The sequence below is a fragment of the Pectobacterium parvum genome (assembly GCF_020971565.1).
GTDB classification, from domain to species: domain Bacteria; phylum Pseudomonadota; class Gammaproteobacteria; order Enterobacterales; family Enterobacteriaceae; genus Pectobacterium; species Pectobacterium polare.
Map to the genome: position 1 here is coordinate 3,527,478 of NZ_CP087392.1, position 24,409 is coordinate 3,551,886.

Genomic DNA, 24,409 nt, shown 5'->3' on the forward strand with positions numbered 1-24,409 from the left:
TCACCCCCATAACATAAAATTATCGGTGAATGCCGTAATCTGTTGTATTTTAACAATCATGGGATTATTCCTAATAACCACGACATTCTTTTACGCTATTAATTAATAAACACCATTAAATAAAATAACTCATATATGGAATTAATGATGAGCGTTACAAAGAATAGATGACGTTTTCGTGACAGGTAAACATGCTAAAAATCACTAAATATACTTTATTTTATGTGGCAACGCCGCGATTGCCATTTTCAGTATAGAGGCAATAATACCAGTGGTATTATTGCCTCTACGCAAACCGATCAGGATCAGAGAAGAATGGAACACGCGCATACTCGATTAATAGAACAGCTTACTCAGCGCTTTGCGACAGCAGATAATACCCCACTCTATCTAAAGTTTGCCGAAACGGTAAAAAACGCCGTGCGCAGCGGTGCATTGGAACATGGCAATATTCTGCCGGGAGAACGTGACCTGAGTCAGTTAGCCGGCGTATCCCGCATTACCGTGCGCAAAGCGATGCAAATGCTGGAAGAAGAAGGCGTGGTGACCCGCGTGCGCGGCTACGGGACGCAAATCAATAATATTTTCGAATATTCGTTGAAAGAGGCGCGCGGATTTTCACAGCAGGTCGTGCTGCGGGGCAAAAAGCCCAATACGCTGTGGGTAAACAAACAGATCGTAAAAAGCAGCAAGGAAGTGGCCGAGCAGTTGGCTATTGCGCCAGACACCCCCGTTTTTCTGTTGAAACGTATTCGCTATGTGGATGAGGACGCCGTTTCGATTGAAGAATCGTATGTTCCTGTTGTTCTGATCGCTGACGCTGAAGATATCGGCGTCTCGCTTTATGACTATTTTCGTAGCCAGAACATCAATCCGCAGCGTACACGCAGCCGCGTCAGCGCCCGTATGCCCGATGCCGAGTTTCAGTCACACATTCAGCTTGATAATAAAGTACCGGTTCTGGTCATCAAGCAGATTGCGCTCGACCCGCAGAACCGGCCCATCGAGTACAGCATCAGCTATTGCCGTAGCGATCTATACGTTTTCATCTGCGAGGAGTAACCGCGTACGCAGTTCATCCAACGTAGGCGCACAGTCTCCGCCGCGGTGGCTCACGACATACGCCGCAACGGCGTTCCCCAGCGTGACGGCATCGGCCAACGGCCACCCAGCGGCCAAACCAGCCAGCGTCCCGCCCGCGTGACTGTCCCCTGCCCCGATAGTATCCACCACCGTTGCCGGAAACGGGGCGACGATGCCTTCAGAAGCCGCATCGAAATACCACGCTCCCGCTTTGTCTTGACGAATAATCACTGGGGCACGATACGCCGCCTGCCAGGCTCGTCCCAGCGTTTGCACATCAGCCGACACGCCGAGCATGTCCGCCGCCACATCCGCTTCCTGACGATTAAGGGAAACCACAGGGCGAAGCGCCATAATGCGAGCCATCAGGCTTGCCGGTATATCGGCAATGCGTGGGCCAAAATCGATGAATGGCGTGACGTTATGCAAATTTTCCAGCCAGCTCACCAGCCGTTCACCGCACGGTGCCGCCAGTTGATAGCCAGAAAGGTAGACCAAACTCCCCGATGCGACGGATAACGACGCCAGCCAACTGTCGCTCCACTGATTCTCAACCCCGCTGAAGGACATAAAAGTCCGTTCACCGTCCGGTTCAACCAGCGCCAGACACCAGCCGTTGTCTCCCGAATCGGTTTGTACCACCGTGGTGATGTTTTGCTTTTCCAGACTATGACGAATGATATCCGCCCACACGCCCTGCCCGACAGGCAAGGCGTTTTGTGCGGCTATCCCAAGGCGTTTAAGCGCAATGGCAATATTCAAGGCACAGCCGCCAATATTCACACTTTGCTGCTTCAGTTCGATATCACACCCGCGATACGGCAGGGCGTAAGCATCGGCAATCACGTCAATCACCGCCGCCCCGATGATGGTCAGCGGCTGACGTGTCGTTAGCCCATCCAGTTTTGCGGCAAGTTCGCTGGCCTTCATCACGCCTCCCGTGCGGAGCGGTATTGCTGGAGCAGGCTGGCGTAGCGACGAAAATCAAGCTGGTTAATGTCATCCAGCTCCTGCTTCAGCGCGGCATCAATCGCCGTGACCCCGTGCAGCGCACCGCATATTGCGGTTGCCATCGCCCCGATAGTGTCGGTATCCCCTCCGAGGTTGGCGCACAGAATCGCACAGCGATTTGGATCGGTCTGCGCCAATTCAACCATCGCGATGGCGGTAGCAACGGATTCAATGGTGCTCGTTCCCGCGCCAATCAGCTGATAAAGCTGCTCGCTAGCGCTTTCCGTCCCGTTTGCACGGCGCACGATACTCAGTGCCAGCTCCAGACGTGCGGCAAGGGAGGCGCTAAACGTCGTGATACGCTTTTCCTGCGCGTGGCGTGCCACAGACGGCAACGCATCGACAATCTCCTGCCAGCTGGTACCGTCAATCGCCCGGGAAATCGCCCAGGCAACGACGACCGCTCCCGCAATCGCCAAATCGGATTTATGGGTCGGGCTGGATGCCAGCGCCACCTGATCGATGAATTCATCAAGATCGTGCGCAGGCAGCAGACAGCCTAGCGGGGACGCCCGCATCGCCGCGCCGTTCGTGACGCCATTATTTTCCAGCTCGCTGACCGGTGTGCCCTGACGAATCGCCTTCAACGCAATTTTAGAGGTTGGGCCGAGTACATTCTTATTAAATGCATCGAACGATTCCGCCCATTTCAGGATGTGGCGGCCAATCGCATCGGCATTGATGTCGCCATCACATTCAATGATGGCATCAGCCAGACTCAGCGCCATCGAAGTATCATCCGTAAACTCACCACGGCCAAAATAGCACGCCGCATTGTTTTCCGCCGGGCCGGGTAAAAAGCGATCAATCCAGCCAAAATGCGCTTTCACACGCGTTCGGGGCCACAGTTCCGATGGCATGCCCATCGCATCCCCTACAGCCTGGCCGTATAAGGCACCGAGAATACGTTCTTGTTTCATTTGCTTTCCTCTGTACTGAAATGCTTGTTTTTTGCACCGTCTACATCAATGGTCGAGATCGTCTTATCCGATTCACGGAAAAACAGGATAAAGATCAGCGCAATAATCGCGATCATCACCGCACCAAACAGCCACATGCCGGTCCAGTTAAAGGTCAGGCCGTTCACCGGCTCACCGTGGGCGAAAAGTTTCTCCATCATCACGCCACCCAGACGATATCCCAACAGGCTGCCGAAGCCCTGACAGCAGAGCGTAATCAGCCCCTGCGCGGCCGTGCGCATATGCACCGGCGCTTTTTTATCAACGTAGATATAGGCGGTCACATAGTAAAAATCGTAACTCACGCCGTGCAGCAGAATGCCGAGGAACAGCAGTGCATACGTGAAGTAGTGGTAAGCGTCGCCGTAGACGAAAAAGACATAGCGGATAGCCGCTGTCACCAGCCCCAGCAACAATACCTTTTTAATACCAAAACGCTTGGTGAAAAACGGCAGAGCCAGCATAAAGAAGATTTCAGAGAATTGGCCCAGCGTCATCCAGCCTGTCGCATTCTTCATACCGACTTCGGTGAGGAAGCCCGTGGCAAAAATGTAATAAAACGCCAGCGGCATCGCGAATAAGAAGGAGCAGACAAAAAACACCAGAAAGTTTTTGTCTTTCAACAGCACAAGCGCGTCCAGCCCCAACATGACCTTAACATCCATCTTGCCAGTGCTTTTTGGTGGCGTATTGGGCAGGAAAAAGGCAAAGACGCCGAGCAACGCTGAGCTGGCAGCGGTAATCAGCAGCGGAACATTGGTGGGCGAAATATCGCTAAATCCAAGCCATGTCGGCAGAAAACCACAGACGATCCCGGAGGCGATCCAGCCAATCGTTCCCAATACCCGGATGCGTGGAAAATCCCGTTCTACATCGGCCACATGCGAGAAGGCGATGCTGTTAGTCAGTGCAATCGTCGGCATGTAGGTCAACGAATAGGCCAACAGCAGCGGGAAGAAATACATAAACTCCGTTTGCTGCGCCGCCAGGTACATCAGTATCGCCCCGGCGAACATCAATACCGCCAGCACTTTTTGCGCGGCAAAGAAGCGATCGGTGAGCGATCCCACCAGTATCGGCGACAGAATTGCGGCAATCGCAGTACAGGCATATGACCAACCGATTTCACCCGCCGTAAATCCGCTTTTGCTCAGATAAAGCCAGAGTGGAACGAACCAGGCTCCCCAGATAAACCATTCAACGAACATCATGAACGACAGCTTTGCTGTAGTTTTCATATTTACATCCTTCATGACAGAGTAAGGTACACCTTTAAAATACCAATTAATAATACCTTTTAAATACCTTTGCGTTCATTACTTGAGCTACTTAACATTTTTGCAGCATTATTTATTACCATCCGGGGAAGAATGGCAGAGAAAGGCGCTAACCGCGCTGGGGGAATAAGGGGAGTAAGGCAGGACTAGGATAAAAAACGCCGCGTTATGTCGTACATAACGCAGCGAGAATGATCTACTCTACAGAGATAGAATAGCTATTACAGGTACTTACACTACAGGTACTTACACAGATAAGAGGTCGGTTCGACCACCTGTAAGTTGAACTCACTTTTTCCCGGAACGAAAAACGTTTCTCCCGGTGTGAAAACCTGCCAATCCGGTGCGCCTGGCAGCAGTACTTTCAATGCTCCGGTGATCACCGTCATTTCTTCCGGCTGTGCGGTTCCAAAGGTGTATTCACCCGCATCCATGACGCCGACACTGGCGCGGCCAATGCTGTCGCCTTCAAAACCGATTGATTTGACCTTCCCTGCAAAATACTCATTTACATTCAGCATAGCGCGGCACCCTATCATCGAAAAAATTCAGGAAATTCATCTTAAAAGGAGAGTCGAGCCACTGTCACGATCTATTCATTGAAAGTTGGTGTTCGGTAACACTGGCTGGTGATTATTTTGCCAGTATCCGGCTCACCGACCTATGCAGCCGACGAGCGCAGCGCTTTCAACACGCTTGCCACAATCGCTTCCGGCGTTTGCGATGCATCGATGACGTGGTGCGCGACACCGCGATAAAGCGCCTCGCGCGCGGCCAGTACATCAGCCATTTCCTCGGCAATAGGGCGACCGGTCAACGTCGGCCGCTGATTATCCTGCGGGTTTTCTTCCAGCCGCTGAGCTAGCAGTTCGGCATCCGCATGGAGGTAAATGACGGTGCCTTTATCATGCATAAAGCGCCGATTGGCTTCCGCCAGCACCATACCGCCGCCTGTCGCGACGATGCAGCGGTTGGACGTCACCTGCTGAAGCGCCAGACTTTCGCGCTGGCGGAACCCATGCCATCCTTCCTGCGCAACCACATCAGCCACCGTCATATTGGTGGTCTGCTGCATAAACAGGTCGGTATCGACAAAGTCATATCCTAACGCCTGCGCCAGTTGATGCCCAACGGTGGTCTTCCCACAGCCTCTGGCACCAACCATAAAAATGGGGTGTGTCATGTAATGACGTATCCTTCTTTTTTACTCACCTATTCCGTCATATTTCAAGCTGCACGCGCGTTGGCTGTCCCGCAACTCGAACTATTTCGGGTATCCAAGATAAATGGGGGTGATTACCTGCTTTGTCGTGGGCTGAATCATACCGATAAAATCAACAGAGAGGGAAGTGACTTCTCAGTGGAAACGAAAAGTTGAATAACCAAAAGTAAAAATGGGATGACAGGAAATAAAAAGCCCCGTGTTTAAAGGCGGGGCCATCACACTACAAATCGATCGGGTGATTAATACGCGTGGAAATAATCCTGAATTACCGCTGGGTTCGTCGTTTTCGTCAGCGCCAGCATCAGCAGAATGCGTGATTTAGCCGGGCTCAGAGAATCGGCAACCAGACCCGGTTGGCCCGCATCCGGTGGCACGATGCCGCTGCCGGTACGGCTGGAACGCACAACAACGATACCTTTGCTTTCCGCTTTACGGATACCGGCGTCGCCGCGCTTGGATACGCTACCTGCGCCCATTCCCGCATACACGATGCCTTTTACACCGTGTTTGATAGAGGCATCATACATATATTCTGGATCGTCCTGATAGCCATAAATAATGTCGACAGCTGGCAGTTTATCTACGTTGGTCACGTCAAATACGGAACGCGTGGTGTGAACTTTATCCAGACGCGTCTGGTAATAAACTTTGTCACCGATAATCACGCCCAGATAACCTTCTTCTGGCGCTTTAAAGGTGTCCAGCGTAGAAGCGTTGGTTTTGCTGATGAAACGAGCAGAACCAATACGGTCGTTCAGCACAACTAAAACGCCGCGACCGCGAGAGTTTTTATCCGCTGCCACTTTTACTGCGCCGTACAGGTTCATTGGGCCGTCGGCACTGATTGCCGTTGCCGGACGCATCGCGGCGACAAAGACCACCGGTTTGTCACTCTTCACCGTCAGGTTCAGAAAGTAAGGCGATTCGTCGAGCGTATCCGTACCGTGCGTAATGACCACGCCATCAACATCGCTGCGTGCCAACAGCTCGTTCACACGCTTGCTCAGCTTCAGCAGCACGTCGCTGGTCATATTTTCACTGCCGATGCTGGCAACCTGCTCGCCTGAAATATTGGCAAGCGTTTTCAGCTCTGGCACTGCTTGAATCAGCGTCTCTACGCCCAACGCACCGGCTTTATACCCCGTGGTTTGCGTATTGGCCGCAGCGGAACCGGCAATCGTACCGCCCGTGGCCAGAATGACAATGTTAGGTAGATTTTCTGCCGCATTTGCCAGAGACGAAAAACAAACAAAAACAACAACGAATAATGCGTTAAATATCCTTTTCATAACCTATACCAACTTATTGAGTTAAGTGGCAGACCAGATACGTCAGGTGACTGATCTGTAAGTAAAAAACGTCCACTCTGTTAGCAGCCTGCCAACATTGGCGCTTATTCTGCCCCAGAACTCAACGAATTAATATATGCCTGTCAGACTTCACGTTAACGATGTGTGATGCCTCACAGCACGGCATTCCACCGCGCCGATTTACGTTACCGACTAATCTGCGCCACGGCATCCTGCGAAGCCTGTTCACGCGCGTCGCCCGTCAGCTCTGACAGCGTTCCCTGATGCATTTCAAGCAGGCGATCGGCGTGTTCAAAGTAGTGATCGTCATGGCTGATCGCCACAATCGTTTTCCCCAATGCGCGCAGCTGCGGTAACAGCTCAAGATAGAACACACGGCGGAATTGCGGATCCTGATCGGCCGCCCATTCATCCAGCAGCAGGATGTCCCGCTGTTCGGCGACGGCCAGCAGCAGCGCCACACGCTTACGCTGCCCCTGAGAAAGCTGTAAGTTCATCACCTGATGATTCTCCAGCGTCAGCTTATGCCGCATGTTCAGGCGATCCAGCCAGCTATCGACCAGCGCCGTATCCGGCTCCGTTCCGTGCGGCCCCATCATCTGCCCGAACAGGTGGAAGTCGGTAAAGATGGCAGAAAATAGCCTTTGGTAATCCTCGCGCGTTTCCGCCGTAACGGGCCGGTTATCCAGCAGCAGCGAGCCGGAAACCGGGGTATAGAGCCCCGTCAAGAGCATCGCCAGCGTCGATTTTCCGCTGCCGTTGCCGCCAATGAGAAACACCAGTTCACCACGCGTTATCACCAGATTGATCGGTCCGACTTCAAAGCCGGAATCGTCATAGCGAAACACCACGTCACGCAGCTCCAGCGTGTGCCAGCCAGCAGGGGCAGCCGCAGCGGAAAACGGTTCCTGATAATCCGCTAAATCGAAACGTTTCAACTTATTAAACGCGACTTGTGCGCTCAGCAGCGTCGGCAGTGCGCCAACGGCCTGTAGCATCGGCGTGCGTAAAAACAGCAGCGTCAGTGAGTACGTCGCTGCCACATTGGTATCCGCCCAGCCGAGGTTATTTGCCATGAAAAAGACTGCGCCAATCACACCCAGCATCATAATATTCGACCAGTTCACCGCACTCAGGTGAAAGGTGTCAGCACGAATCACATTCTGCCGGTAATCCTGCGCATTAGCCTGATAAACCTCTTCATACAGTTTCTGCGCCCGTTCACGATTGAGTGTCAGCTCTTTACGCCCGTTAATCACGGTTTCGTAATCTTTCTGAAGACGATCTTCCGCTTCCCGCACCTGAGTCAGATGGCGATACACGCGGGAAACCAGCATAAAACCGCCCCAGAGCGTTATCGCAATCCACACGGACGTCACCACCAGCATTTTGGGGGAGAGCCAGGCCAGATAAGCGGCCGAACCGATGGTAAGCACAATGCCCTGAATCAGCTCCGGCAGACGCACAAACGCAATCGTGATATTGCGGATATCGCTGGACAAGCTGGCAAGCAGTTGCGCACTGCCGATCTGTTCGATACGGGCAATGTTAGTGTCCAGAATACGCTTGATAAATTGCCCACGTAGGCGATAAACGAAATGGTGCCCCAGCGTGGTCAGCGCTAGTTGGGATACCAGCGTGACGCCCATCAGGAGCAACAGCAAGCCCAGAAATTGCGGCAATACGCTCAACGACTGATTGACCGTTTCAATCAATTGCAGGTTGATAAAGGCAATAAGCCCAATGCCCAGCGCGGCACTCAACAGACTTAACAGGATAACGGCCAGGAAAGGCCAACGGTACTGCTGGTAAACAATGCGGAGCAACTCCATAACAACCTGGTCTCTCTGATGAAAACAATCGCTCGCAGTGTAATAGGGATGACCGTGATATCAAGAATAATTCTCATATCCAGCGTTATGCCAGATGCCCTACCCCAAATTCCCCATCCAGCCTCGTTAGCATAGCGCATTAGAACCCATGATGAATTATCACTATTAGTTATCAATTTACCGGTAGCTCGCGTCGTTCACACTCATTTTTCACCGCCAATAATAAACACCAAATTGATACAAACAATACAGATAACGTCTCCCCCTGCACGGTAAATTATCTGAGCCTACCCGCACAAAAAACGTATTACCATATCATCGTGAACACTAAGTGATGGTAATTAAATATTATAATTATCGTAGTAATTATTAGCTATAGAAGCTAACACTGCTAAGTTATTTAATACGTAAGAATATTGTCATATTTCTTATTTTCAAAACATTTCAAAAAAGTTGGATTTTTAGTTAAACCGCACCTATAAATATCAAGAATAGGACAAATTTCATACAATTCAGATTCCCTATGAAAAGGAGCCTACGCAGTACTCAAATTAGCCATACTTTCTTTATTTTTTTCTAAACTAGGTCTGTTTTTGTGCGCCATTTTTGGTTGCACATATACCTATACACTCCCGTTGCCCAATCGATTTGCCGGGGGGATATATCCAGACAATGGTTGCAAATGATAAGCAAGAGGCTATTTCATGTCAGATATGAATGTTATTGCTGGAAATGTGAATATCCTGTCGCGCCAGAATGGCCAGTTCATAGAAAACGTTCTACAGGGTACGAGAAACGTCGAACTTCTGGAAAGCAGCACCGTTCGAATCTATGGTACACCCGACGTGGTGTCTCGCTATGAGCGTGTTGGCGACGATCTTATCTTGCACATGAGCGACGGAACCACCGTCCGCTATGAAAGCTTCTTTACTCTGGATGCCGCGGGCTACCACAGCGAGCTGGTTTTTGACGATGGCACTCGACTCATCCACGCGCAGTTCTCCGGTGCGGCAGCAGCAGAAGGTGCCGCACTCACGGCGGGAGCCGTTGCCCTTACGCCAGAATACTCTGCGCTAGATAATATGACGTCATTACTGATTGGTAGCGCTGCAACCAGCACGCTATCAGCAGCTACGTTAGGAGGAATTCTGGGTGCTATCGCGATCGGTGGGGCGGCTGTTGCTGTCGGGTCGTCGAGTGATGATAATAAGCCAACAACACCATCGTCCCCTTCTCCAGAGCCTTTAACCATCAATACCTTCGCTGGCGATAATATTTTGAATCGTGTGGAGGTAGGCCAATCCCACATTCTCAGCGGAAACACAAATGGCGTCAGCGCAGGCCAAACCGTCACCATCACGTTGAACGGCATGATTTACACCACCACCATTGCCGCCGACGGCAGTTGGCGTTTTTCTCTGCCAGCGGATGCGTTTACTGGGCTGCAAGACGGCATTTATATGTTAAAAGTGAGCGTACCGGGTGCCGACGGCGTCATCCTTGAAAAAAACCTCGATATCACCCTTGATACCTTACCTCCGAATTTGACCGTTGATAAATTCACCGGTGATAATTACCTCACCGTCAGAGAACTAGCAAACGGCCAGATTCTCAACGGAACCGGTGAAGTAGGCCAGAACGTCAGCATCACGCTGAATGGAAAAACGTATACCACAACCATTAATGCCGCCGGTAACTGGACCCTGACCGTGCCCGCCGCAGACCTTCGTGCTCTGAGCGAAGGTGAACACGCCTTGTCGTTCACGATCAGCGATAATGCTGGCAATATCACCGTGGTCAACCGCACCATTATTGTCGACACCACGCCACCGGAGCTGTCCCTGTCACCGTTTACCGGAGACAACAGACTCACCGCTGACGAGCTCCAGTCCTCACAAGTTGTCTCCGGTACGGCTTCCTTATCGGATGTCGGCCAGACAGTTACGATAACGTTTAACGGCACAACCTACACGACGACAGTAGGAAGCGACGGCGCCTGGAGCGTACTTATTCCTTCCGGTGATATCCAGGCGCTGGCTAACGGCACCTACAGTCTGGTGGCGTCATTAACGGATAAAGCAGGCAACACCACCACGCTGCCGCCCCAAACCATCACGGTGGACACCAACGCCGAAGCGGTCAACATCAGCATCATCTCATTTGATAATCGCCTGAATGCTGTGGAAGCAGGGCAGCCGCTAACGATTGATGGCACGACGGCCAACGTTGCCGCAGGCCAAACCGTCACCGTGATATTGAACGGGAAGCCCTATACCACCACAACGGGAGCAGACGGCAAATGGTCTTTGGACATCCCCAGCGCCGACCTGCTTTTGCTGTCAGACGGCAGTAACACCCTGACTGCCAGCGTACAGGGAATCAGTGGTGATACCGTCACCGTCGACCGCACGCTGGACGTTCATATCAACACGCTCCCTTCCATTACGCTGACACCGCCTTTCGCCGACGGCGTATTAAACGGAGCAGAAGCCGTGCAGGATCAGGTCATCCGCGGGGAAACCGGGATTAGCGGCAGGGGCCAAACTGTCAGCCTGACGATCGGCGGGAATTACGTTACCGGAACGGTGGATGCCAACGGAAACTGGACGGTCACGATCCCTAAAGACGTGCTGCAAAGCCTGCCCTCGGACAACATTAGCGTGCTGGAGATCGTCGTCCGCGATATCGCCGGCAACGAAACTATCGTCACGCAGAATATCACCGTGGATACGACGCCGCCGACGCTCACCGTCTCAGCAATTGCTCAGGACGATATCCTCAATGGTGCAGAACTGGCCGTTAATCAGGTGGTCAGCGGGACCGCATCGCTCAGCGAAGCCGGTCAAACAGTCGCCGTGACGCTGAATGACAAACCCTACACCGCCACCGTCGGCAGCGACGGAAACTGGAGCGTCACGCTGCCAACGGCCGATCTGGTCGCTATCGCAGACGGTAACCAGAACCTGACCGTTACGCTGACCGATGCCGCAGGCAACACCACAACGGTTACCCGCCCGCTGACCATTGACAGCGGTACGACCACCGCGCCAACCATTACCATCAATAATTTCGCGGACGATAACGTCATTGATGGCGCAGAAGCAAAAGTTAGCCAGCAGTTGAGCGGGATCACCACCCACGTTGAGGCGGGGCAGGTTGTCACCATTGGTCTGAATGGAAAAACCTACCTTGCCACCGTGCAATCCGGCGGTGTCTGGAGCATCAACGTTTCAACCGCAGATATCGCCCTGCTGGCGGACGGTGCGCATAGCATTAGCGTTAACGTGAGTAACAAAGCGGGCAACGCCGCGAGCGGAAGCCAGAATATCAACGTCGATAAGTCTGGCGACAGCATCGCCATCAACATTGTCGCCAGCGATAACCTGTTAAGCCGGGCAGAATCCCTGCAACCGCTGGCGATTAGCGGAAATACCGCCAATGTCCCTGCTGGGCAGACGGTGACCGTGACGCTGAATGGAAAGAACTACACCACCACCGTGGCCGCCGACGGCAGTTGGACGCTGCAAATCCCCAGCGCCGACCTCCAGCTTCTATCAGACGGCAATGCCACCATCACCGCCAGCGTGGATGTGACGGGAAGCGCTGCCGTAACGGACAATCACACGCTCGGCGTTCACATTCATACCTTGCCGCAACCGACGATGGATACGCCATTCGGCAACGGTTCACTGAACGGTGCAGAAGCGCTGGTCAGCCAGACGATTACCGGCCACACCGGCATCAGCGGTACGGGGCAGAGCGTTATTTTGTCCCTCGCCGGGAAATCTTACACGGGTACCGTTGATACTACGGGCAAATGGACCGTTACCGTTCCTGCTGCCGATCTCCAGCAATTGCCGGAAGGCAACAACACGCTGTTGGTGACCGCGCAGGATGCCGCGGGCAATCAGGCGGGTAAAACGTTTGTTAGCCCAACCGACTTTACGACCCCTACCCTGACTATCGGCACTATTGCAGGCGATGACACTATCAACCTGGTCGAATCGCAAAGCAACCAGACCGTCAACGGCACCGCCTCAATCAGCGAAGCGGGTCGTACTGTCGTTATAACTTTCGATGGGCAATTCTATACCGGCGTTGTCGGTAGCGATGGCAACTGGAGCATCAACTTACCTACAGCCGCCCTGCGCGGCATGGCCGATGGCAGCTACAAACTGTCAGCCTCGCTAACCGATGCAGTCGGCAATACCGTCAGCATCGAAAAATTCATTGAGCTCAGTGCGGATCCAGCATTCCAGCCAACGATCTTCGTTAACCCTTTCGTTAATGAGAATAACGTCATCACCGCGGCCGATCTCAAAGTCAGCCAGTGGCTGACGGGCACCAGCGCGAATGTGGAAACCGGCCAAATTGCGACCATTCTTCTCAACAAAAAACTCTACTTCGCCGCTATCAAGAGCGACGGAAACTGGAGCGTGGAAATTCCGGCTGGGGACATGGCGCAACTCACTGAGGGAACGGTGTCCATCAGTGCACAGGTCACGGATCTGGCCGGTAACAAGGGAAACTATGAGAACTGGTCCAATGTTGATATAAGTAACGACAGTATCTCCATCAGCATTGTCGCGCTTGATAACCAAATTAATCGCCTTGAAGCCTCACAGCCGCTGACTATTTCAGGTTCAACGGTCAACGTCGCCCAGGGAGAAAGCGTTACCGTTACGCTCAATGGCAAGACTTACACTAGCACGATTGCTGCAAACGGGAGCTGGAGCGTCACGATCGACAGCAGTGACATACTTGCCTTACCGGATGGTACAGCAACCATTACCGCCAGCGTCGCCAACCCTGGAGATAATCCGATAACTGTCAGCAGAAATGTTGATATCCATATTAATAACCTGCCACAACCAACCATTGACCAGCCTTTTGGTGATGGAATACTAAACCTCATTGAATCAACCCGCGGACAGAACCTGACAGGAAAAACCGGGATCGCCGGAGGGAGCCAAAGCGTCATCGTCACGCTGAACGGCAAAACCTATACGGCAACCGTGGATAATCAGGGGAATTGGAATGCTTCACTTCCCGCCGCCGACCTGCAATTTCTGCCAACTGGCGTACAGACCATCCATGTAGAAGCAACGGACAGTGCGGGCAACAACATACAGAGCATTCGCGATATTACCGTCGATATGGTTCGCCCTCTTCTAACGCTGAAACCACTGACCAGCGATGGCATCATCAACGCTGCCGAGAGCCTGAACGATCAGGCGATCTCCGGTAATGCGCTACAATCCGATGCCGGGCGCACCGTCATTGTCACGATCAACAACAAAAATTATCAGGCTCAAATTCAGGCAGACGGCAGTTGGAGCGCTACAGTACCCGCCGCCGACCTTCAGGCGCTGGCTGACGGTAATTACACCGTGACGGCAACATTGACCAGCGCATCAGGCAACAGCGCCACCAGCACTGGGTCATTCACGCTAGATGCCAATCCGGCCAACTTACCTCTGCTCACCGTCAACGCCATCGCGCTCAATAACATCATCGACGGCGGTGAAATCAATGTTGCGCAAATCATCAGCGGCGGTAGTCTGAATGTCGAGGCTGGACAACGCGTTACCATTACGCTCGGTGGCAGTACCTATACCGCAACAGTCGACAGCAACGGCCTGTGGCGTGTTAGCGTGCCGTCTGTCGATCTCCTTCATCTGGCACAAGGCACGCATACCGCCACGATCGGCGTTAACGATGCCAGCGGCAACCCAGCAACACTTAACCAGACGATTACGGTGAATACCTCTCTGAGCGGCATTGCCATCGATACCGTCGCGGGTGACGACAAACTGAATCAGGCCGAAGCCGCGCAAGATCTGACCATCAACGGCAGCAGCCAGAATGTGGCAGCGGGCACGACCATCACGATGACATTGAACGGAAAAAGTTACGCTGGTGTGATACAACCGAACGGCGCATGGAGCATCACCGTATCCTCGGCAGACGTCAGCACGCTGGCCGACGGCAATACACCCCTCACCGTAACAACGGTAGACAGCGCAGGAAACGCGTTGAGCGGCAGCCGTACGATCGATGTGTTCACCCACAGCAGCCCGACACTCACGCTGAACACGCCGTTCAGCGACGGCATACTCAATGCCGCAGAAGCGGGCGTGACTCAGACGCTCAGCGGCACAACCGGTATCGCCTCACCAGGGCAAACCGTCACCGCCACACTCGGCGGCGTGACGTACACAGGGATCGTGGATACAGCAGGTAACTGGACGATCTCTCTGCCTGTGAATGGCCTGCAAAATCTGCCGAATGGCATCACAACATTGCAGGTTAGCGTCAGCGACGCGGCCGGAAACGGCAGTACCTTAACCAGCAACATAACCGTGGCTCGCACGCCGCCTACGTTGACAACCACCAGCGTTGCTACCGACAACATCCTGAATAGCATCGAAGTACTGAGCAATCAGTTGCTAACTGGCACCGCCTCATCATCCAGCACGGGGCAAACCGTTACCAGCACGTTGAATGGGAAAACTTACAGCAGCACCGTCGGCAGTGACGGCACCTGGAGCATCACCATTCCGTCAGCCGATCTGAGTAACCTGTCCGACGGCAATTACAGCATCGTGACACGCTTGACCGATGCCGCAGGCAATACCACGACCACAACGCAGACCATTATCGTCGATGCCAGCCCGCTCAACGCGCCGGTCGTCACGATTGGTACGTTCGCTGGCAACAACATTATTGACGGGGCGGAAGCTCGGGTCAGCCAAATGATCAGCGGCACCAGTAAAAACGTTGAGCAAGGCCAGACGGTAACGATTAGCTTCAATGGCAAGGCGTATACCGCACAGGTTCTGTCGAATGGAAGCTGGAGCACCACGATTTCGGATACCGACATGGCACTGCTGGTTAACGGCAGCCAGACGATTACCGTCAGCGTGAGCGATGCCTCCGGCAATACCGCGACATCCAGCAGCACCGTCACGGTGAATACTAACGCGAGCGGCTTGTCTATTGCGCCAATCACTGGGGATAACCAGCTAAACGCGCTGGAAGCAACAAACGGCATTACCATTAACGGCGGAGCCGTCAACGTCACGGTGGGCACGGATGTCAACGTCATACTCAACGGGAAAACCTACACCGTACAGGTGCAACCAGACGGTACCTGGAGCGCCACTATTCAGCCTGCCGATCTGCAAGTGCTGGGGGATGGTGTCATCACCGTTAACGTCACGGCCGTCGATCAGGCGGGTAATGCCCTGTCGGGTATGCAACAACTGGGCGTCAGTATCAATAATCCACCGGTAGCCTCGCTGCATATGCCATTCAGCAACGGTTACCTGAATCTCAGTGACGCACTGGCCGGACAGACACTTTACGGCACGACGGGCCTTCGCGGTGCTGGGCAAACCGTCAGCATCACCATTGGCACCACGGTCTATTCCGGTACGGTTGACGGCAGCGGTAACTGGAGCCTACAACTGTCACCGAGCGTTCTGACTCCGCTGGCAGACGGGCTACTCAACATTTCCGTGACCGTCAGTGATGCGGCAGGCAATACGTCAACCGTTCAGGGCAGCGCCTTCGTTGACTTGACGCCACCGGTGCTGACCATCAATCCGATTGGCATTGACGATATCATCAACATCGCGGAAAGCCTGCTGCCGTTGGAAATTACCGGCACATCGCCCCTCAACGATAGCGGTCGTCCCATCATTGTTAACGTCACTATCAATGGACAGATCTATCAAGGGCTGGCGCAGGCCGATGGCACCTGGAGCGTCACCGTGCCTGCCGGCGACCTGCAAAACATGCCGAACGGTATTACAGCAATCACCGCGACCTTGACCGATGCGGCAGGCAATACCGGCACAGTCAGCCACTCGATTACGCTGGATACCGATCCGGCCAAAGCGCCGACTCTGACCATCACCACCCTGTCGAACGATGATTACCTCAATCTGGCCGAATCAGGCCAAGCGTTGACCATCAGCGGCGGCAGTCAGAATGTGGAACAGGGCCAGCAAGTTACCATCACGCTCAACGGTGGAATTTACTTCGCCACCGTGGGGTCGGATGGCAGTTGGAGCGTGCAGGTTCCTGCAACGGATGCTGGCAACATCCCTGACGGCAAGCAAACCGTGAATGCCAGCGTAACGGACGTGAGCGGCAACCCCGGTTCAGCGACGCATAGCATTACCGTCATCACCGATGCGACTAACCTGCCAGCTATCACCATCGCCACCCTATCTGGTAACGATGTCGTCAGCGCGCAGGATACGCAATCTGACCTGCTCATTTCTGGTTCAACGACGAATGTTCAAGTGGGACAGCGCGTCACGGTGACGCTGAATAGCAAAACCTATCTGGCGACCGTTGGCGCTGACGGTAACTGGAGTACGACCGTTCCCGCTAGCGATGTGCAAAATCTGCCGCAGGGCAATCAGAATGTGACCGCAACGGTCAACGACATCGCACAGAACCCGGCTACGGCCACCCATCCGTTCACAGTCGATACCGTTCCACCGCTGCTGTCTATCGACATGTTGGTTGACACCAGCGACATCGGTTTGGCGGACGCACTAGCCGGACTACCGCTGAGCGGCAAGGCCGAAGCGGGTCTTCTGGTTACAATAAAAGTCGGTACGGCCGTCTATAGCGCTGTCGCCGATAGCAACGGCGTCTGGCAAATCACCGTTGCGGCAAACGACCTGCTGGCGTTGGGCGACGGAGTGAAAACGCTGCAAGCCAGCGTGACCGACGGCGCAGGTAATGCCAGCGCCGCCAGCATTGATATCACGCTAAAAACGCAATCACTCCCGACACTAACGCTGGATTCGCTCTATGACAACAACGTCCTGACTATCGCGGAGCTGGCGACGGCAACGACCATTGGCGGCAGTTACACCAACCTGCCCGTCGGGACAGTGATTCAGGTCACGATAGGGACTTACACTACGACGGGCGTGACACTCGCGGGCGGTCTGTGGAGCGCCACTATCCCGGCCAATGCGCTTAGCATTCTGGCAGATGGCAACATGCAGGTCAGCGCGACGGTCACAGACAGCGCGGGCAATACCGGCAGTGCGAGCGGCACATTGGATGTCGTCATTCACACCAATTTCGCCATCAGCATCGCCACCCCGTTTGTCGACGGCGTGCTCAATCAGGCAGAAAGCACGGTGGATCAGTTGCTGACGGGCACGACGGGGCTCATCGATCCAGGTCAGAGCGTGTCTGTCTCGATCACCAACGGTACGATCACCTCCACCTACAGCGCTACAGTGGCAGCAAACGGTCAGTGGAGTGTGATGCTACCCGCAGCCGATCTCGCTGCACTGGGTGATGGTACACAAACCATCAATGTGACCGTGACGGACCATGCAGGCAATACCGGTTCAGGCAGCGGCTCCTTCACCAGCGTCATTGTGGGTGTTCCCGTCGCCTCGCTGGATACCCCGTTCGGCGATGGCAAACTGAGCCTAGATGATGCGCAGCCGGGCGCTATACTTTCTGGACAAACGGGGCTCACCAGCAACGTGGGGCAAACCGTGTCGGTCAGCATTAACGGTACCAGCCTCCCCGCTACGGTAAATGCCGACGGCAGTTGGTCGTTATCGCTGGATCGCCAGACGCTAATTGATCTGCCGGATGGCACAGTGAATTTCACCGTCATCGTAACCGACACCGCGGGCAACACCAGCACCACAGTAGCCACGGCGAATGTACTGACTACCACCCTGCCTGTGGCAACGCTGGACCTACCGTTTGGTGACGGCATCCTGAACGCCACTGAAATTCAGGCCATCCAGACATTGACCGGTAAAACCGGTATTACCAGCGCGGGTCAGGAAGTCATCGTGACGGTGACCAATAAAACCACGCTGGTCGACACCACCTTTACCGCCACCGCTGACGGCTTAGGAGGCTGGTCCAGAGAGCTAAGCCTTGCCGATTTGGCGATCTTCACCGAAGGCAACTACAGCATTAGCGTTAAGGTCACCGACTGGGTCGGCAATACCAACACCAGCGCCTCGCTCGACGTGAGTTCGGCACAGACGCTGCCAGCGCCGATTATCGACATGGTGCCGTTCGGTATTGATAATATTCTGAGCGGTGCCGAAGCCGCATCCGCACTGACCTTCTCTGGCCGCACGCAGATTGGCGGCAACGGGCAAAGCGTTAAACTGGAGATCGACCTCAACAGCATTCGCTACACCGCAACGGTGGATGGTCTCGGCAATTGGTCCGTTACGCTGCCCCCTAATGCGCTGAACTCGCTGAGCGACGGCCAACATACCATCACCGTCACCGCCGTCGATGCGGCCGGCAACGTAGGGTCTACGCCGATCGTCTTTAATAGCGATCTCACGCCACCGACCATCACGCTTAATACGCCGTTTGACGATGGTTACATGAGCATTGCAGAAGCCGCTACGCTGCTGGGCAGGACGCTAAGCGGTACCGCGGGCGATGCGGTAAACGTGAGCGTCACGTTTGGAGGACAACCCCTAGTCGTACAGCTTAGCGGGGGAGTCTGGACCGCAACGCTCACCCCTACCCAGCTTTCCCAGCTTGCCGACGGTACGCAAAATATCAGCATCACGGCCACGGACAGCCTCGGTAACAGCAGTACATTGAATTCTCAGGCCTACCTCGCGATTCAGGCCGCACCGACCATTACGATTTCGGCCTTCGCCGGTCTGGACGGTCTGACCTATGCGGAAAGCCGAGCAACGCAGGCCGTCAGCGGGACGTCGACCGGACTGCAAATTGGCCAGAACGTGACCGTCAGACTGAATGGCCAGGATTACCAAACCAAAATTCTCAACGGTGGCTTATGGAGCGTTGACCTCCCGTCCTCTGCATTGCAGGTATTGTCCAACACGACCTATTCGCTTTCCGTCAGTGCGCAGGACCGGGCCGGGAACCCAACGCCAGCATCCAGCGTTAACTTTACTGTTGACCTGACGCAAACTCAGCCCATCATGACCATTAACCCCATCTCGACCGACAACATCATCAATGCCGTCGAGATCAATGGCAACATTACGATATCTGGGCGATCTATCGGCCCAACAGCACCAGGCGCCAGCGTACAGGTTTCAGTCAATAACGTGATGCTGCCTGCGCCCCTTCCCACCACCGACAGCAACGGTAACTGGAGTATCACTATCTCAGCCCTGCCGGCCTTTGCCGGCCAGGGATCGATCAACGTGACAGCAACGTCTCCGGACGCCACCACGACAGTCGCCGTCATCGTGGATACCGTCGCGCCCGACTTGAATATTGTCGCATTGGCGACGAACAATGTGCTCAATGCGGCTGAAATGAGCACAGCGCAGGCGATTACCGGTACCGCCTCCATCTCAGAGGCTGGACAAATTGTCACCATCGTCCTGAACGGTAAAACCTACAGTGCTCAGGTTGGTTCCCTTGGCGCCTGGAGCGTCAATGTCCCAGCCGCCGATCTGGCACAGTTAGCCGACGGCAACTACGTCATCACCGCGACGCTGTCGGATAAAGCTGGCAATACCACAACGGATACGCAGGTCATTACCGTTGATACCGATATCCCGCTACTCAGCGTCACGCTGTTCGATGACAACATCCTGACGCTGGCCGAAGCCGTGGCGGGCGCAGCGATTACCGGCAGAGGCGAAGCGGGTGCCACCGTCACCTTAACCGCCGGGCCGCTGACGGGTACCACAACCGTCGGCCTCGACGGCAACTGGAGTCTTCCAATCTTGTCCGCCAATCTGCAAAACCTGATTGACGGGCCGCAGGTCATCGGCGTGACGTTGACCGATACGGCGGGCAATACCGCGCACCTTGATGTCACGCTGGATGTCGCACTGAACAAAACGCTCGGCGCAGGCATTACTGATATCTTCGGTAACGATGGCATCCTCAATCTGGCCGAATCACTGTTGACGCAGATCATCAGCGGTAACGCGACCGGCAACTATCTGGGCGCGAAAGTACAGGTCACCGTGTTGGGCACCACAGTGGAAGGCACCGTCGGCGCCAACGGCTCCTGGAGCGTTGCCCTGCCTTCGAACGTGTTCACTGGTTTAAGCAATGGCGTGCTGGCGGTTAACGTCGACATCGTCGATTCACACGGCAACGTGAAGAATCAGCTAGTCAACATTGACGTGTTGAAATCCCTGCCGGTCATTGACTCTGTTGTGGCCTTCACGGATGGCGCGCTGAATGCCGCAGATGCCACGACCAGCCAGATTATCAGCGGTATCGTCAGCAATGTGAATATCGCTGCTGGCGCAACGGTCGCCGTGACATTGGGCACCAAAATTTACACTGGGATTACCGTCGGTGCAGGCGGTGCCTGGAGCCTGTCCGTTCCTGCTCTCGACCTGCAAGCCTTGCAGGACGGCACGCTGGCGCTGGGCGTTGCGGTCACCGATCATGCGGGCAATACCGCCAGCCAGATAGTGAACATCCCGACGGTCATCAAGAACTTGCCGAGCATTACCCTGAATCCGGCCTTTGGCGATAGCCTGCTGAATCTGGGCGACCTGCTGGTCAACCAAACCCTCAGCGGCACGGCTACCGGTCTGGCAGGCAGAACCATTACGCTTAGCATTGCGGGTTCACAGACGGTCACCGCGACCGTCGGTCTGGACGGCAAATGGAGCGCCGCGGTTACCCCAAGCATACTGGGTATTCTGCAAGGGCTGGGCAGCGGTGATTTCACCGTGACCGCCACCGCGACTGACAGCGTAGGCAATAGCGCCAGCGGCAATGCCGGCATCAAGTTCGATTTTGCCCAGCCGGTGATTACGCTGAACCCGGTATTTGGCGGTGATGGTTTCCTCAACGCGGCAGAAGCGCTGGTGGCGCAAACGATCGGTGGCGTGGTCACCAATGCCAGCGCCGGATCGCAGGTTGCCGTTACCCTTGGTGGTAAAACCTTCCTGTCTACGGTCGGGACAGGTGGCGCGTTCAGCCTGACGCTGCAACCGTCCGATCTCAGCACGCTGCTCGATGGCAGCACCACGCTGAATGTGTCGGTCACGAATGCTTCCGGCAATACCGGCACGGTCAATAACGCTATCAATATTATTGCCAAAAACCTGCCGACAATTAGCCTTGGCTCACTGTTTGGCGGTGATGGTTTCCTCAATGCCGCAGAAGCCGCGTTGACGCAGACGATTAGCGGCACCACCACTAACGCCGTCGCGGGATCGTCTGTCGTGATACGCATTGGCACCCTGACGCTAAATGCGACCGTCGGCAATGACGGCACCTGGAGCACCAGCCTCACACCGCTGCAACTGTCCGGCCTGACGAATGGTAACCTCACCGTCAGTGCTACGGTAACCGACCCAGCAGGCAACAGCACAGGCATCAGCACGGGCATCAACATTGCCATATTGCCGCCGACTATTACCCTTAACCCGTTGTTCAACAACGGTGTCCTGGATCTCCCCAGCCTGTTGAGTACGCAACTCATCGGCGGGACCACGGCCAATGTACCCGCGGGCACGGCGATCAACGTCACGCTGGGCAGTAAAACCTACACCACAACGGTCGGTGCAAACGGCAGTTGGAGCCTGCCGGTCCCTAGCCTCGACCTGAAAGCCCTTGCGGATGGCGTCACTAACGTCGGTGTTCGTCTGGTCGATGCAGCAGGTAACGTGGGCACACAGACCAGTACCGTCAGCGTAGCGATCAACGGCCAGCCAACGCTGACCATCAGTCCACTCTTTGGCGGTGACGGCCTGCTCAATGCCGTCGAAGCAGCGGCGGGTCAGGTCATCAGCGGAACCAGTACCAATGCGATAGGCTCCACAATCCAGATCTCACTGGGTGCCAAGACCTACTCTGCCGTGGTGCAAAGCAACGGGAACTGGTCCGTCAGCCTGCCTTCACTCGATCTCAACGGTTTGACTGACGGCACGCTTTCCCTCAACGCCTCTCTGACCAACGCAGCAGGGAAAACGACCAGCGCGGGCGCCTCAATCGGGGTGGGCGTTCATACACTGCCAACGGTCAACCTCGGTTCCCTGTTTGGCGGAGACGGCTACCTGAATCTGGCCGAAGCGGGCATAAACCAGATCATCAGCGGAACCACAACCAACGCGGCAGGCGGTAACGTCACGCTGACCGTGGGCGGACTCGTGCTCAACGCCGCTGTTGCCAGCAACGGTACCTGGAGCATCAGCGTCCCGAGCGCCAACCTGCTCAACATCGCCGATGGCAATTTGTCCGTCGGTGTCAAAGTCACTGACCTCTATGGCAACACTAACAACACCAGCAGCAATGTGGTCGTGAAAACGCACCAGTTGCCGCAGTTGGGTATTGATGCGGTGGGATCGCTGATTGGTAACACGGTTGGCCTGCTGGCGAACGGCGTCACCGTCAGCGGAACATCGCGCTACGTGCAGCAAGGGGCCAAGGTAACCGTCACGCTGCTCGGCCAGACGCTACAGGGTACCGTCGGCTCCGATGGCAAATGGAGTGCGCAATTCAGCAGTTCGCTACTGGGCATCAACATCCTCAACGTAGGGGCGATTTTGACCGCGCTATTGGGAACGGCGGTTGAAGCCTCCGTCACCGATCAAGCGGGCAATTTCACTGGCGTGTCTGCCGGATTAACCTCCGGTATCTCCCTCGGGTTGCCGCTGATGAGCATGATGGCACTGGATGTTGACGATAGCAGCGTCGCTCAGGTGTCTTCGCTGTCTGACGGACTGACCGATAGCGGGGAAAGCACCGATGTGCAACCCCTTCATGTCAGCTCGAAAATGGCGGCGGCTGCGCTCAGCGAGACGCACACCATCGACAACAGCGCCAGTACCGATGTGGAAGAGAGCGTTTATGCCATCGGCGGTGTCGTCATCAGTCTGGCCGACGGCAGTGTGCAAACAGGTACAGATGTCGAAGGCGGTGAAGGCGACGATCTCATTACGCTCTCAACGCTCGATTTCATTCAGATCGATGGCGGCAACGGGATTGATACGCTGGTTCTGGATGGTACCGAGCTCAATCTGGATCTCACCGCGCTGGGGTTGAAAATCGACAACGTGGAAATCTTCGATTTAGGCCAAAACGGCACCAACAGCATCACGCTGGATCTCGACCACGCCCTGAATGTCACCGACCGACCAGAAGATGACCTGCTGATCGTCGGAGGCGAAGGCAATCAGGTGAACCTCATCCCAGGCGAAGGGGCATGGAGCACGGTAGGACTGCGCGATATTGATGGTCAGCGCTTCGACGTCTACCACCATTCATCGTTAGATAGCGCCAACAACCTGGGAGATGTACTGGTGCAGCAAGGCCTGCTCGTCAATATGGTGTAACGGTGTTTTAAGCGCTGGCTCGATCAAGGGCTGCTGCTTATACACAAATGCGGAGATCAACGCGGATTTTATCGCTATCCGGCGTAAAAAATTATGCTGAGGAGATAGCAGGTTTAGGATGAGCCGCATGGACGCGGCGAAAGCTTGCGCCACGTCGGACAAAAACGTCAGAGACGTTTTTGAACAGCACTTGTGCTGGCCCGAAGGGCGAGCCCCGTTTATTGGGCGAGTAAACGTGTCGCAAGCGGTCCGTTAAACCTGATACCGACGAAGGCACCGCGTAGCGGCATAATTTCCGCCAAAAGCCTGGGGTCTCGGGGCGAGCGGCGTTTGAGCCGTCCCGAGTCGGGCGCGTGCTACGAGGTAGCATAAAAATAGCGCCATTATCGCGCACGAAA

9 protein-coding genes are annotated in these 24,409 nt (G+C 54.8%); 2 read left to right on the forward strand and 7 right to left on the reverse strand.

Annotated elements, in window-relative coordinates:
* Positions 1 to 315: 315 nt before the first annotated feature.
* Positions 316 to 1,062, forward strand: coding sequence for a GntR family transcriptional regulator (locus tag LOZ86_RS15820; protein ID WP_230242286.1), 747 nt, complete (start codon positions 316 to 318; stop codon positions 1,060 to 1,062).
* Here LOZ86_RS15820 and LOZ86_RS15825 read toward each other — a convergent pair.
* From LOZ86_RS15825 to LOZ86_RS15855, 7 genes are all read right to left on the reverse strand, one after another.
* Entirely contained in the window at positions 1,036 to 2,013 is a 978-nt protein-coding gene (locus LOZ86_RS15825) for a PfkB family carbohydrate kinase (protein WP_039485401.1), read from the reverse strand. The genes LOZ86_RS15820 and LOZ86_RS15825 overlap by 27 nt on opposite strands.
* Positions 2,013 to 3,014: an ADP-ribosylglycohydrolase family protein gene (locus LOZ86_RS15830; RefSeq protein WP_230242288.1), complete on the reverse strand. Its 1,002-nt coding sequence runs from the start codon at positions 3,012 to 3,014 to the stop codon at positions 2,013 to 2,015. Before LOZ86_RS15830 ends, LOZ86_RS15825 begins: the two co-directional genes overlap by 1 nt.
* Positions 3,011 to 4,291, reverse strand: a complete 1,281-nt coding sequence (locus tag LOZ86_RS15835; RefSeq protein WP_039485397.1) for a nucleoside permease — start codon at positions 4,289 to 4,291, stop codon at positions 3,011 to 3,013. The genes LOZ86_RS15830 and LOZ86_RS15835 overlap by 4 nt, the downstream gene beginning before the upstream one ends.
* A 275-nt stretch (positions 4,292 to 4,566) precedes the next feature.
* Positions 4,567 to 4,851, reverse strand: a complete 285-nt coding sequence (gene ppnP / locus LOZ86_RS15840; protein WP_039485395.1) for a pyrimidine/purine nucleoside phosphorylase — start codon at positions 4,849 to 4,851, stop codon at positions 4,567 to 4,569.
* 140 nt (positions 4,852 to 4,991) lie between these two features.
* Positions 4,992 to 5,513, reverse strand: coding sequence for a shikimate kinase AroL (gene aroL, locus LOZ86_RS15845; protein WP_039485393.1), 522 nt, complete (start codon positions 5,511 to 5,513; stop codon positions 4,992 to 4,994).
* Positions 5,514 to 5,794: 281 nt separating this feature from the next.
* Positions 5,795 to 6,844: a type II asparaginase gene (locus tag LOZ86_RS15850; RefSeq protein WP_039485390.1), complete on the reverse strand. Its 1,050-nt coding sequence runs from the start codon at positions 6,842 to 6,844 to the stop codon at positions 5,795 to 5,797.
* Between the two features lie 206 nt (positions 6,845 to 7,050).
* Positions 7,051 to 8,697, reverse strand: coding sequence for a multidrug ABC transporter permease/ATP-binding protein (locus LOZ86_RS15855; protein WP_039485388.1), 1,647 nt, complete (start codon positions 8,695 to 8,697; stop codon positions 7,051 to 7,053).
* A gap of 704 nt (positions 8,698 to 9,401) precedes the next feature.
* On the opposite strand from LOZ86_RS15855, the gene LOZ86_RS15860 reads away from it, so the two are divergent.
* Positions 9,402 to 24,011, forward strand: coding sequence for an Ig-like domain-containing protein (locus LOZ86_RS15860; RefSeq protein ID WP_230242289.1), 14,610 nt, complete (start codon positions 9,402 to 9,404; stop codon positions 24,009 to 24,011).
* Positions 24,012 to 24,409: the final 398 nt, after the last annotated feature.